Source organism: Prevotella sp. HJM029 (genome assembly GCF_000599605.1).
Lineage (GTDB): Bacteria > Bacteroidota > Bacteroidia > Bacteroidales > Bacteroidaceae > Prevotella.
This window is the reverse complement of the sequence record NZ_KK082674.1, coordinates 74,486-87,742: the sequence shown is the minus strand read 5'-3', so window position 1 is coordinate 87,742 and position 13,257 is coordinate 74,486. Positions and strand designations below refer to the sequence as shown.

General features: G+C 44.2%; 10 protein-coding genes and 1 pseudogene. 6 read left to right on the top strand and 5 right to left on the bottom strand.

Annotated elements, in window-relative coordinates; translation table 11 throughout:
- Positions 1–66: 66 nt before the first annotated feature.
- From X919_RS0112545 to X919_RS0112525, 4 genes and pseudogenes are all read right to left on the bottom strand, one after another.
- A pseudogene (locus X919_RS0112545) lies at positions 67–528 on the bottom strand (MFS transporter); the annotation flags it as partial.
- A 144-nt stretch (positions 529–672) separates the two neighbouring features.
- Positions 673–1,344, bottom strand: a complete 672-nt coding sequence (locus tag X919_RS0112540; RefSeq protein WP_028900407.1) for an MIP/aquaporin family protein — start codon at positions 1,342–1,344, stop codon at positions 673–675.
- Between the two features lie 332 nt (positions 1,345–1,676).
- Entirely contained in the window at positions 1,677–2,717 is a 1,041-nt protein-coding gene (locus X919_RS0112530) for a DUF4831 family protein (protein WP_028900406.1), read from the bottom strand.
- A 13-nt stretch (positions 2,718–2,730) separates the two neighbouring features.
- Positions 2,731–4,248 carry a bifunctional ADP-dependent NAD(P)H-hydrate dehydratase/NAD(P)H-hydrate epimerase gene (locus tag X919_RS0112525; RefSeq protein WP_028900405.1) on the bottom strand — a complete coding sequence of 506 codons (1,518 nt, stop codon included), beginning with the start codon at positions 4,246–4,248 and terminating at the stop codon, positions 2,731–2,733.
- A gap of 105 nt (positions 4,249–4,353) precedes the next feature.
- On the opposite strand from X919_RS0112525, the gene hpt reads away from it, so the two are divergent.
- The 6 genes from hpt to X919_RS0112495 all read left to right on the top strand — a co-directional run bounded on the left by hpt (position 4,354) and on the right by X919_RS0112495 (position 10,646).
- Positions 4,354–4,893, top strand: coding sequence for a hypoxanthine phosphoribosyltransferase (gene hpt / locus X919_RS0112520; protein WP_028900404.1), 540 nt, complete (start codon positions 4,354–4,356; stop codon positions 4,891–4,893).
- A 39-nt stretch (positions 4,894–4,932) separates the two neighbouring features.
- Positions 4,933–5,511: an adenylate kinase gene (locus X919_RS0112515; RefSeq protein WP_028900403.1), complete on the top strand. Its 579-nt coding sequence runs from the start codon at positions 4,933–4,935 to the stop codon at positions 5,509–5,511.
- A 21-nt stretch (positions 5,512–5,532) separates the two neighbouring features.
- Positions 5,533–6,705 carry a GTPase ObgE gene (obgE, locus tag X919_RS0112510; protein WP_028900402.1) on the top strand — a complete coding sequence of 391 codons (1,173 nt, stop codon included), beginning with the start codon at positions 5,533–5,535 and terminating at the stop codon, positions 6,703–6,705.
- Entirely contained in the window at positions 6,702–7,490 is a 789-nt protein-coding gene (gene pgeF, locus X919_RS0112505; RefSeq protein WP_028900401.1) for a peptidoglycan editing factor PgeF, read from the top strand. Before obgE ends, pgeF begins: the two co-directional genes overlap by 4 nt.
- A gap of 30 nt (positions 7,491–7,520) precedes the next feature.
- Complete coding sequence (locus X919_RS0112500; protein ID WP_028900400.1) at positions 7,521–8,681, top strand: peptidoglycan DD-metalloendopeptidase family protein; 1,161 nt, start codon at positions 7,521–7,523, stop codon at positions 8,679–8,681.
- Positions 8,682–9,125: 444 nt separating this feature from the next.
- Positions 9,126–10,646, top strand: a complete 1,521-nt coding sequence (locus X919_RS0112495; protein WP_028900399.1) for an OmpP1/FadL family transporter — start codon at positions 9,126–9,128, stop codon at positions 10,644–10,646.
- 60 nt (positions 10,647–10,706) lie between these two features.
- Here X919_RS0112495 and priA read toward each other — a convergent pair whose 3' ends face one another.
- Positions 10,707–12,974 (bottom strand): replication restart helicase PriA, encoded by a 2,268-nt coding sequence (gene priA / locus X919_RS0112490; RefSeq protein WP_028900398.1) that lies wholly within the window; start codon positions 12,972–12,974, stop codon positions 10,707–10,709.
- Between the last annotated feature and the right edge of the window lie 283 nt (positions 12,975–13,257).

The window sequence follows — 13,257 nt, the reverse complement described above, 5'->3', positions numbered from 1 at the left end:
TCATACGATAAAGGTACAAAGAATATTTAAGAATGACAAATTGTAGAAGGGGTTTTGCAGAGGTCTCAAACTACCTAAGCCATTGAAAGATTGCGAAAAATTTAATCGACTTGTAGCCGTTTCTTTTGCACCTAGCTCTGTCACATAAGGATTGGCTGAGGTTTCTAAAAACACTAAACCACACCCTATGATAAATAAAGCGATGAGGAATGTGTTGAAAGAATGGAGAGCGGAAAGCGGAATAAACAATAGTGATCCAAAACCAAACAACAGCAAACCCAACACCACTCCCAACCGATAACCATGACGATTGATAAACCATCCTGCAGGTATGGCCGTGATAAAATAACCTAAATACGTCGTCACTTGTATGAAGGATGACTGTGTGATACTAATATCTAACGTGTTTTGGAAATGTTTATTCAGCAAATCTAATATCGCTCGTGCGAAACCCCATAGAAAAAACAATGAAGTGATGAGCACGAAAGGCACAAAATATTGGCGATTGGTTAGTGTTGTTTTCTTCATGTAAAATAACTCATTGCTTAACAAAAACACCCATGTGTTTCATGTATAAAAAGATGTACAGTCCCATTTACGATGCCTAAAGATGGGAATATCTACCGGGTAGGTTATTCATTTCACACACCAACCCGGCAGAATACTGCTATACTATTTCTCGGTTTCGATTACTTTCCATATCCCGGCAGCACAGCACGCACCAATAAATGGCCCAACAATAAAAATCCAAAGATGCTGCAATGCACTGCCACCAGCATAAAATGCAGGCGCAATACTACGTGCAGGATTTACAGATGTACCCGTATAACGAATACAAGCCAGATGGATTAAAATCAAACTTAGACCAATAGCTAAGCCCGCAAAATTATTTGTCGCACCATTAGTCTTTGAAGTTGCGCCTAAAACGACCAATACAAATACGCACGTAAAAATAATCTCTGCCAAAAGACCACCAACAACTGTCACGCCAGCATCTTGCAAATCATTGGCACCAGTACCTATTAGTCCTGCATTTTGCGTGAGCAAATAGAGTAAGGTTGAACCGATAAATGCCCCCACAACCTGTGCTATCATATAGCCAACAGCATCTTTTCCTGACATTTTCCCAGAAAGAAACACACCCAAAGTGATAGCTGGATTGATGTGACAACCAGAAATTCCGCCTATAGTATAGGCCATAGCCACTACTGATAGGCCAAAAGCCATCGCCGTACCAATTACTGTTGCAGGCTCAGCATAATTACAACTGAGGCTTACAGCTACACCACAGCCCATCAAAACAAGCACCATCGTGCCAAACATTTCTGCTAAATACTTTTTCATAAATCTCTAATTTATTTACGCTTAAAAATATACTTCGCTGCAAATTTAAGACAAATACAGAATAAACGCAAATTTAATACAAAGTTTTATGCTCCAATAATCAACCTATTTCTCAAAAAATCTTTTAATTACTTCATTTGATACCCTTTCCATCCCAAAAAGAAAGTTTCTCATTTGTAAATGAAATGCAAAGAAAAAGCTATGCTTTTGCATTATAAAGTGATAGCGATTATCGTGCAATCTGCACCACTTTACCAGGCAAAAGCATAGCTTTTAATGTATCATTTATGGCATTTTAGCAACCAATTAGTTAGGAAGGTTGCCAAACAACATCATTGCAAAGGCTCTACCTCAAACTGGATAGCACTACCCGTAGCCGCATCATAGCGAATATGCATCGTGAATTTCTTGCCAAAGAGTTCGCTACTGATGGCTTCTGTTCGTCCAAACTGTGCCGCAGGAGTTTCAAGTTGCGTCAACAAGACATTTCCATCATAGAGCAAGAGTTTCACTTTTCCAGGTAAATTCACATACACCCCAATATCTTCTTTGCTTTTCTTTGCATCCACAGGTTGCTGAAGTGTTGCTACTTGGTGTAAGTCTTGCACGTGAACCATGAGTGGTTGTCCTTCCACAAGATTAGCATCTAAGATGCCCGCATGGTCGGAAAAACGACACAAGGTGTGGCGCATTACATTGGGTTGTGGCACAAAAGAGAGCACCATTTCAGCAGTATCTCGCACCGTTGTACCTTTAAACTCCTGTAACAAGGCTTGCTCCTGACGATTCAAGTTATCCGTCATCAGTCGTAACTGCTCGCCATCTTTCGGCATAAAATCAGCTTCTCCACGCATGAGCTGATTGCGACTATCTCGAATTTCATAAATGTCAGATGCGATGAGAGCCGCCATTTTTCCTTTTGAGCCAGCTGAAAGAATGTCAGCATTCATAAAATCGCGTGGATTTAAAGGAGATGCTTTCGGAGCCGAAACAAAAGGTGTGGGTAACGCAGGTTCCTTACCTGTAGCATTAATAGCCAACAAAATGCCTGCAGGATTGCGATCAACCCGTATGATACTATGCTTTTTATCCAACAAAACCGTGTGCTGCTTCGTTGTATCGGCAATGCCTACAGGCAACATCTTCGCTTGCACGATGCGATAAGTGGTCGAAGGTTCGAAACCTACCTGCTGTAATTTGAGGTATTTTTCACCATAGGCCACCAAATCACCTGGCGTATAAACCGTTTTTTCTACCAGCAAACGCACCTGTATAGCCGTTTTAGGCAGACAATAAGTAACGCCTTCTGCTACATTTTGTGCATGCCCCACAACCCATAGAAGGCACAGCCATAAACTCCATATTTTTTTCATATTATAATAATTTCTATTCACGAATACGTAGAAAAGCCTTAGGCAAATAGGTTATAATATCCGAAGCCAAAAGACTTTCTTCGCCCAAATCACGCACGGCTAAATCACCCGCCAAACCATGAAGATACATTCCTACAAGGCAAGCATCTTTGGGATTATAACCTTGTGCTAATAAACCTGTTATGATACCTAACAACACATCACCACTACCTGCTGTAGCCATGCCTGCATTTCCTGTAGGATTAAAGAACACTTTTCCTTCGGGTGTGCACAAAGCTGAGTAGTGACCCTTGAGTAGAACATAGCCATGTATACGCTCTGCCAAGCGAGTTGCCTTTAAAAGACGGTCGTAGCAACCATTTGAGGCAATCCCTTCTAAGCGGTCAAACTCTGCCGAATGAGGGGTAAAAATCATCCCTTCGGGTAGCTGTTGCATCCAAGCACGATGATTGCCCAAGATATTTAGGGCATCAGCGTCTAACACCATGGGACATTGTGTGCGCCGAATTTGAGCAATGAGAGCGATAGCTGTTGTCTCATTCTTACCTAATCCAGGTCCCATACCGACAGCCTCAAAGTCATCGGTTTCTACAGGTTCTGAGAAAATCGTTTCTTCTTTATCCATCTGCAACACCGCCTCTGGAATACTGGTTTGCATAATTCCATAATTACGTTTAGGGGTATGCACGATAACTTTTCCTACTCCCGATCGCAAACAAGCTCGCGTTGCCAACACAGCTGCACCTGCCATACCATAACATCCCGCAATCAAAAGGGCTGTGCCCATATCACCTTTATGCGCAAAAGGAGAACGCTGGCGCAAACGACTACGTACATCTTGCTCTTCAAGCAACTGATACTGTGCTATGGTCTCTTGAATATAAGTGGGAGAAAGTCGGATATCCAACACCCGAACCTCGCCTAAATAGGGCTGACTATCAGCCAAGAGCATACTCAGTTTCAATTGTTGCAAGGTAAAAGTATAGTCTGCTTGTATAATATTCTGCCACACATTATAGGTATTATCTTCGGCCATCAAGCCTGAAGGCAAATCAATACTTACTACTTTTGAAGGACTTTGATTGATATATTTTACCAAAGAAGCGAAGCCTCCCGATAAAGGTTTATTTAAACCACTACCAAACAAACCATCAACAACTACCATATCAGCTGTTAACTTGGGTGGTTCGAAATCAACAACTACTTCATGAAAATCTTTTAATCTTTTGCTATCGAGTGCCCGTTGCTTATTCTTTTCGCAATCTTCCGTAAGATGGTTGTGAATATTGAAGACATAAACGCTAACTACATAATCACTCATAGCCAACATTCTTGCCACTGCAAGCGCGTCACCACCATTGTTTCCTGGCCCTGCAAATACAACAAATGGTGTTTTGTTGGTCCATGTTTGCATGATGTTATAAGTAATAGCTTTAGCGGCTCGCTCCATTAATTCAATCGATTCAATAGGCTCATGGGCGATGGTATAGTTGTCGAGCTCACGGATTTGAGCACTGTTGAATATCTTCATACTAATCGTTATAGTTGCTGCAAAAATACAAAATTAATGCTAATTGGTAGAGAGCGTTTCCTATATTTTTAGTAAATTTGCAACAAATTAATTCTATTCTCACCTATGAGTATCATCAAAATCAAGGACTTAACGTTTAAGACGTTTATTCCTGAGAAAGAGATTTTGCAATGTGTAAAAACCGTTGCAGAGAAGATTAATCATGACATGGCTGACAAGAATCCTCTATTCCTGGCTGTGCTCAATGGTTCTTTTGTTTTTGCTGCCGACTTATTACGCAATATAACCATTCCTTGTGAAGTTTCTTTTGTAAAGTTAGCGTCCTACCAAGGCACCATTTCTACAGGAGAAGTGAAAGAAGTGATAGGACTAAATGAAGACATAACTGGGCGTACTGTGGTGATTGTTGAAGATATTGTAGATACAGGATACACGATGAAACGAATGTTAGAAACCTTAGGAACGCGCAATCCCGAATCACTACATATCTGCACATTACTCTTGAAACCCGAAAAGTTACAAGTGCCACTCAACATTGAATATGCCGCAATGGAAATCCCTAATGATTTCATTGTGGGCTATGGTTTAGACTATGACCAGCAAGGTCGTCAGCTCCGCGATATTTATACCGTGGTTGAACCCTAAAGAAGGAAGATTCAGTTAGTATTATTTTATAAAATCATAATGAAGAATATTGTTATTTTTGGCGCTCCAGGTGCAGGAAAAGGCACACAGAGTGACAAGATGATTGAGAAGTATGGCTTTGGCCATATCTCTACAGGTGATGTGCTACGCAACGAGATTAAGAACGGAACAGCACTTGGAAAAACGGCAAAGGGATATATTGACAATGGGCAATTAATTCCAGATGAGCTGATGGTTGATATCTTAGCTCATGTTTATGATAGCTTTGGTAGCGATCATAAGGGTGTTATATTTGATGGTTTCCCACGCACAACACCTCAGGCTGAAGCACTGAAAAAGATGCTTCAAGAGCGAGGTCACAAGATAGCTGCAATGATTGAGCTCTCCGTTCCAGAAGAAGAATTAATGGCACGCTTAATTAGTCGTGGCAAAGAGAGCGGCAGAAGTGACGACAATGAGGAGACAATTAAAAAACGTTTGAATGTGTACCACACCCAAACGGCACCTTTAATTGACTGGTACAAAAAGGATGGTGTGCACCATCATGTAGAGGGTTTAGGAACCGTGGATGATATTTTTGCGCGCATTGCCAACGAGATAGACCAACTTTCTGAATAAAATCTATCTGCAAAGTATAGCATGGCTGACTCCAATTTCGTCGACTACGTTAAAATTTATTGCCGCTCTGGTAAGGGCGGACGAGGTTCTATGCACCTCCGTCACGTGAAATATCAGCCCAATGGTGGGCCAGATGGCGGGGATGGAGGTAATGGAGGCAGCATCTATCTGCGGGGTAATCACAATTATTGGACACTACTTCATCTGAAATACCAGCGCCATATCTATGCAGAACATGGTGGAAATGGTGGACGAGATAAATGCCATGGCACCAATGGGAAAGACGTTTACATAGATGTTCCATGCGGCACGGTGGTCTATAATGCTGAAACTGGCAAATATATTTGTGATGTAACCTACGACAAGCAAGAAGTACTTCTGCTCAAAGGTGGACGCGGAGGCTTGGGAAACTTTCAGTTTCGTACATCAACAAACCAAGCCCCTCGCTACGCACAACCAGGAGAACCCATGGAAGAGTTGACGATTATCATGGAGCTTAAGCTGCTGGCTGACGTCGGATTGGTGGGCTTTCCCAATGCAGGGAAATCAACATTGCTCTCAACTTTGTCGAGCGCTCGTCCCAAAATCGCCAACTATCCCTTCACCACCTTAGAACCTTCATTAGGCATTGTGGCTTATCACGACCACAAATCATTCGTGATGGCCGACATTCCTGGCATCATAGAAGGTGCAAGTTCGGGTAAAGGTTTAGGACTTCGCTTCTTGCGTCACATCGAACGTAATTCGCTTTTGCTGTTCATGGTGCCAGGAGATACCGACGACATCAAGCACGAATATGAGGTACTGCTCAACGAATTGCGGCAATTTAACCCCGAGATGCTTGACAAACATCGTGTGTTGGCTGTCACAAAAAGTGATCTCTTGGACGAGGAACTCATTGAGATGCTTTGCGAAACGCTCCCAGAAGACCTCCCCATAGTATTCATTTCATCGGTAACAGGCTTAGGATTAAGTGAACTAAAAGATGTGTTGTGGCGCGAACTCAATAGCGAAAGTAACAAGTTACAAGAGATTACTGCTGAAGATACTTTGGTGCATCGCGATAAAGACATGCGCATCTTTGCAGAAGAAATTCAAGCCGAAGGCGCAGACTTCGACGACATCGAATTTGTTGACGAAGATGATATTGAGGACTTAGACGACTTTGAATATGAAGTAGAGGAAGGAGAATGAGGCCACAATTACACACATACGACATAGCAAAAGGTGTCTTTGCTTTTAGCTCTTTGCGTAAGGGCGGTGTAAGCAAAGACACCTTTTGTGCGTTCAATATTAATGAACATTGTGGAGATTCGTTAGAACATGTAACACGAAACAAACAGCTTTTGGCGGACATCTTGGGCATTCCCTCGCAAAACATCCTCATTCCACACCAGGTACATGGTACAGAAGTTGCCCATGTTGATTTGGAGATGCTGGCACAACCTGCAGAGAAACGTCAAGAATATTTAGATGGTGTCGATGCGATAATCACGCAAGAACGTGGCATCTGCATTGGTGTTTCTACAGCCGATTGCATTCCTATCCTACTTTATGACGCAAAGAATCAGGCCATTGCGGCCATCCATGCAGGGTGGAGAGGAACTGTTACGCGCATTGTTGAGAAGACAATTCACGCCATGACCCAGGCCTTTGACACCCAGCCTCAACATCTCTATGGTGCCATTGGCCCAGGAATATCGCTCGAAGCGTTTGAAGTGGGCGAAGAAGTGTATGAGGATTTTCAACAAGCCGCATTCGATATGCCGGCCATTGCATGCCAAAAAGCGAAATGGCATATTGACCTTCCGCGATGCAATCAACTGCAACTCATCGAGAAAGGTGTTCCCTCCCAGCACATTATCATGAGCCACATCTGTACCTATCAGCAATCGCAAGACTATTTTTCTGCACGAAAATTGGGAATACATTCGGGGCGCATTTACTCGGGTATCATGCTACAACCCCTTTATTGTTAATCAACTAACCATTCTAAATACTTTAAACTTATGAAGAAAAAAATAAAAGCTCTATTATGCTGTTGTTTGTTTTGCATGCTATGCACAGCCTTTATGCCTGCAAAAGATAAATTTACAGCCGCCGAACAGCAACAAATAAGTATTGCAACTCCAGGTCTCTTCGCTCGTTCAAACACCTTCCAAATCAATTTAGGTAGCATGGGGAAGAACGATTTTTCATTTCCTCTGCCTGTTGGAAAGGCAACGCTTGCCGATGATAACCAAACACTTGAAATCACAACGAAAGAAGGAGACGTTGTGAAAGCCATGTTTAATGGCACAGTACGACTTGCAAAAACAATGGGCAACAATGGCAATACCATCGTCATTCGCCATGACAACGGACTTGAAACCGTGTATGCAAACAATGCACAAAACCTTGTTAAAGTAGGAGACAAGGTGCAGGCTGGGCAAAGTATTGCCATCGTAGGGACAGATAACACATCGTCTAAACAGAAGAATAAAGGCCTATGCCGCTTCTCTATCATGATTAATGGTGGTAAGATTAAACCTGATGTTGTAGTGGAGATTTATGGGCACAAGTTAAGAAAAAAGACACTTGTGTGCACCAAAAACGGGAAATATGTAGATGTAGCGCTTGCAGAGACAAAGAATAAACCCGAGAAAGAGGACAAGATTGATGAGGAAAATCCATTCAGCAACCGAGAGTCTTTCAAATGGAATCTCTCCTATTTAGAAAAAGAAGAGTGGGCTTATCCCCTCCCAGGAAGTCATGTCATCAGCCCTTATGGCGGGGCTCGCCACCATTCAGGTGTTGATATCAAGACCATTCCCAATGATAAAATCTTGGCAGCCTTTGATGGTGTTGTCGTTAGGAGTAGTCCTTTTTCAGGCTATGGCAATTGCATTCGCATCAAACACAAATATGGTTTTGAAACCCTTTATAGCCATCAGTCCAAGAATTTGGTGAAAGTGGGTGACAAAGTAAAGGCAGGACAAGTGATTGGTTTAACAGGAAGAACAGGCAGAGCCACAACAGAACATCTGCACTTTGAACTCTTCTTCCAAGGACGTAGACTCAACCCTGCCGTTATTTTCGACCACACCAACAAGGCCTTACAGCAAGTAACGCTCACATTGAGTAAGAATGGAAATGTGAAATCAACCAAGAATTATTATGCTAATAAATAGGATTTGCAAATAAACAAGTTCACTGTACAATAGCTACCATACTGGATTTCTTTCGTTAGACAAACACTACACAACCTCAAAGAAACCAATAAACAGCATTCTTACCAGCAGTAAGCATTCTAAGAACACGTGCTATCATGATTGATGACACGTGTTCTTATTTTTTTAATGTCATTGTTGATCTATTTTTGAAGCAACACAAGCACACACAACTCCAACTCTCATCTTCATGATGCACACTGTCCCATCGTTAGAAGTGCTGAAAAACACAAAACTTACGCTTTAAAATGGGAAAGGAAAAACCGCAGAGCGTTGCACAAAACAACACTCTTGTGCATGAAACAGACATTTGAATGTTAAGGCTATTTAAATAATATCCTAAAATAGTAGCATTTTAGAGCAATAGAAATACCTTTGCGGAGATTTTTATTAGTAATTTTAAAGATGAATAAATTAAAATTCGTTTTCATAAGTACTGCAATGGTGTTGTCACAACAAACCTTTGCAGGCGGGTTATTAACCAACACCAATCAAAATGCAGCCTTTGACCGCATGCTAAGCAGAGACGCAGCCATTGGCATCGATGGTGTTTATGCTAACCCTGCAGGTGTGGCTTTCTTGTCACCGGGTTGGCACTTGTCGTTCAACTGGCAGCTGGCCTTTCAAAGCCGAACGATTAAGAATTCATATCCTCTTTTCGCACGCAACCAGCAAAATCCTTCTACGGAAAAAACTTTCGAGGGCAAGGCTTTTGCCCCCGTTATTCCTTCGATTCAAGCGGCATACAACTGGAACAAGTTTTCTTTCCAGGCGATGTTTGGCGTAACAGGAGGCGGTGGAAAATGCACTTTCGATAATGGTTTAGGTTCATTCGAGAAGGTTGTTGGCGAAACTGCACAAGGAGTTAATCTGTTGGCACAAGCTTTAGACCATGCGACAGGCAATGCATTGGGACTTTCTTCGGCCAATAAGTTTGGTAATCAAGGGACCTATGCTTTTGAAAGCTACATGCGTGGCCGCCAATATTACTACAGTTTGTCGCTCGGTGCAGCCTATCGCATCACCCCGGAGCTTAGTGCTTTTGCAGGCGTTCGCGGCATTTATGCCATGAGCAACTACTATGGTTACGTGCGAAACATCAAGGTTGGAAAGGTGCCACTTTACACCATGCTCGACAAAACCAAACCTTCTTCGGCCGACATTCAATTGAACTGCGACCAAACGGGAATTGGTTTTACCCCCATCATCGGCATTGATTACAAAGTAGGCAAATGGAATTTTGCTGCGAAATATGAGTTTAAGACGCGCATACGTCTAAAGAACGAGTCGGTAAATCAATTACCCAGCATTGGAAACCTGCCCACCACCTTGGGCGCTATGCTCATTACGGAGGCACATTACACGCCCGCTCAAGCACAAGCGCTTCTCACAAATCCTGCAATTTCAGGCGGTATGCAATTACTCAAACAGCAGTTCGATCACAAAATGGATGAAGCGATCGGCGAGTTTTCCGATGGAAAGACCATTGCAAATGACATTCCTGCCTATTTAGCTTTGGGCGTTGGCTACACGCCTACCGACCGTTTAAAGCTCAATGTGGGTTTCCATTTTTTCGACGATAAGCACGCTACGAGCTACGGACACCGCGAGAAGAAATTGAAACGCGGCACACTTGAATACAATGCGGGTGCGGAATACCAGGTTAATCAGTGCTTAACCGTGAGTGCAGGTTGGCAAAACACAAGCTATGGTCTGACGAAAGAATATATGGACGACAAGTCGTTTGTGGCCAATTCTAACTCGGTTGGTGCGGGCGTTTGCTTGCATTTGAGCGAGAAGATGAACCTCAACTTGGGTTATTTCCACACCTTCTACGGCCATGTGAATGGTGATGCCGGCAACTATAAGGCCGACTTCACGCGCAATAACAACGTGTTTGCGGCGGGATTAGATATTAATTTCTAAGTAATTCGATAGCAATTATCGCATAATTCGATATTGATTACTCTCTAAAATGGCCGCTTTTTACAGCGGATCAACATCATAATAAATGTGCAGGGCAGCGTAATGCTTGTCCTGCATCATTTGTTTTTGCACCCACCGCAGCGCTTCACGCACCTTTTTTTGGTCGAGATTTCGTTCTAATTTAATCACTATTTTGCGGATGTGCATCGTCTTCACGCGCGCCACAGCAGGCTTATCGGGGCCCAAAATGCGCGTGCCGAAGAGCTGTTTCAGTCGGCTTCCCATCTCCACCGCGGCCGTTTCGACCACTTCGTTCTTGTTGTGTTTCAAAAAGACATACACCAACTGGTAGAATGGTGGATAATGAAACAGCGCACGTTCTTCCAACAGGTCTTGGCTAAAATGGTTGAAATCATGGGCCACTACTTGCTGAATCAGCGGCAAATCGGGCATCTTCGTTTGCAAAATCACACGCCCCTGCCGACCCTTCCGCCCCGCGCGTCCGCTCACTTGTGCCATCATCGTGAAGGCATGTTCATAGGCACGGAAGTCAGGATAGTTCAACATCGTGTCGGCATCCAAGATGCCTACCACCTGCACATGGTCGAAATCAAGCCCTTTACTAATCATTTGCGTGCCGATGAGGATATTCGTTTTGCCCTGCGAAAAATCGCTAATCAATCGCTCATAGGCGTTCTTCGTGCGCGTAGTGTCTAAATCCATCCGCGCGATTTTAGCCTGTGGGAACAGCTTTTGAATGGCATCTTCAATCTTTTCGGTGCCATAACCTTGCGTGGTGAGCTGCTCACTGCCACATTCAGGGCAGTGGGTTGGCACCGTATAGGTGAAGCCACAATAATGGCAAGTGAGCTGATTGAGCTGTTTATGATAGGTGAGCGAGACATCGCAGTTGGCACATTTGGGCACCCATCCGCAATCCTTACACGTGAGCATCGGCGCAAATCCGCGGCGATTTTGAAACAAAATCACCTGATTTCCCGCAGCCAACGTCTCATCGATGGCTTGCAACAGTTGCGGCGAGAAGAGCCCCTTCATGATTTTTCGGCGCCGCAAATCCTTCACATCCACCACCTCAATCTGCGGCAGTTGAATGTCTTGGTAACGCGTTGCCAACCTGACGAGCCCATATTTCCCACTGATGGCGTTGTTATAGCTCTCCATCGACGGCGTAGCTGTGCCCAAAAGCGTCTTCGCCCCATACTGATGGGCCAAGATGATGGCCGCACTCCGCGCATGATAGCGTGGCGAAGGCTCTTGCTGTTTAAAACTTGTCTCGTGCTCTTCGTCGACAATCACCAAGCCCAACCGCTGAAAAGGCAGAAACACTGCGCTGCGTGCACCAATCACAATGTCATAGGGCGCAGCGGAAAGCTGTTTGTTCCATATCTCAACCCGTTCGGCATCGCTATATTTCGAATGATAAATGCCGAGACGTTGACCAAAAACAGCTTTCAAACGGTTGGTGATTTGCACGGTCAAGGCGATTTCGGGCAAAAGATAAAGCACCTGCTTTCCCTCCTTAATGGCTTGCTCGATGAGGTGGATATACAGCTCCGTCTTGCCGCTCGAGGTCACACCATGCAGCAGCGTTACGTTCTTCGTTTGAAACGTTTCCTTGATTTCGTCGTAGGCTTTTTGCTGCGCTGCGTTGAGCGAATGCAGCGGATCCGTCGCCGTTGTCGCGCTGTTCAATCGCCCCACCTCCTGCTTATAAAGGGTGAGAAAGCCGCGATCAACCAGCGCTTTGAGCGTGGCCATGCTGCAATGCGTCACGTTCAGCAGCTCATCGCGCGTGATGGCCGTGACGGAAGGCTGCGGCATGGCGGCTGAAAGCCTATCCCAATGCGACAGCGAAAGATAGGCCATCATCACCCTTTGTTGCTGCGTGGCGCGTGCCAACGCATTCAGCGCAAAGTGCAACGCCTGCTCGTTTTGAAACGCAGGAGCCAGCGCAACATAGGTTTCCATCTTGGGTTTGTAGCCCTCTTCCATCTTCATGCCCGAGGGAAGCGCGGCCTTATAGATGTCGCCCAAAGGCGAGAGATAGTAGTCGGCCATCCAATTCCACAAGCGAATCTGCTGGTTCAAGAGCACCGGCTGCGCGTCGAGCACCTCGAGAATGGGCTTCAATTCATAGTCGGGCTTCACATCCGTGAGGTGCCACACGATGCCAATGTGGTGCTTCGTCTTACCGAAAGGCACCAACACGCGCATGCCGCAAGCCACCTGCTGCGCCCATTCTTCGGGCAACGAATAGGTGAAAAGGCCATCTAAAGGCAGGGGGAGAACAACTTCTACATATTTCATTGCCGAGCAAAGGTAGTAAAAAATATAAAAAGGTGGCACTATGCAGCAAACGAAAATTTGGCGATGCCACAACCCTAAAATCGTTGTTCGATGCCGCCGCAACCAAGTTTAGCACACCCTCTATCGCATCGAAAACGTCGCAAAAGGAAATTCTTTTCGAAAATATTTCGCCATTCCGCTAAAAACATTTAACTTTGCGCCCACGAAACAAAAAAAGTGAAGTGATGAGTAGTTTACACCATAAGGCAACTTTCGCAGCGCAAAAGAATTTTTCTTCTGCCTG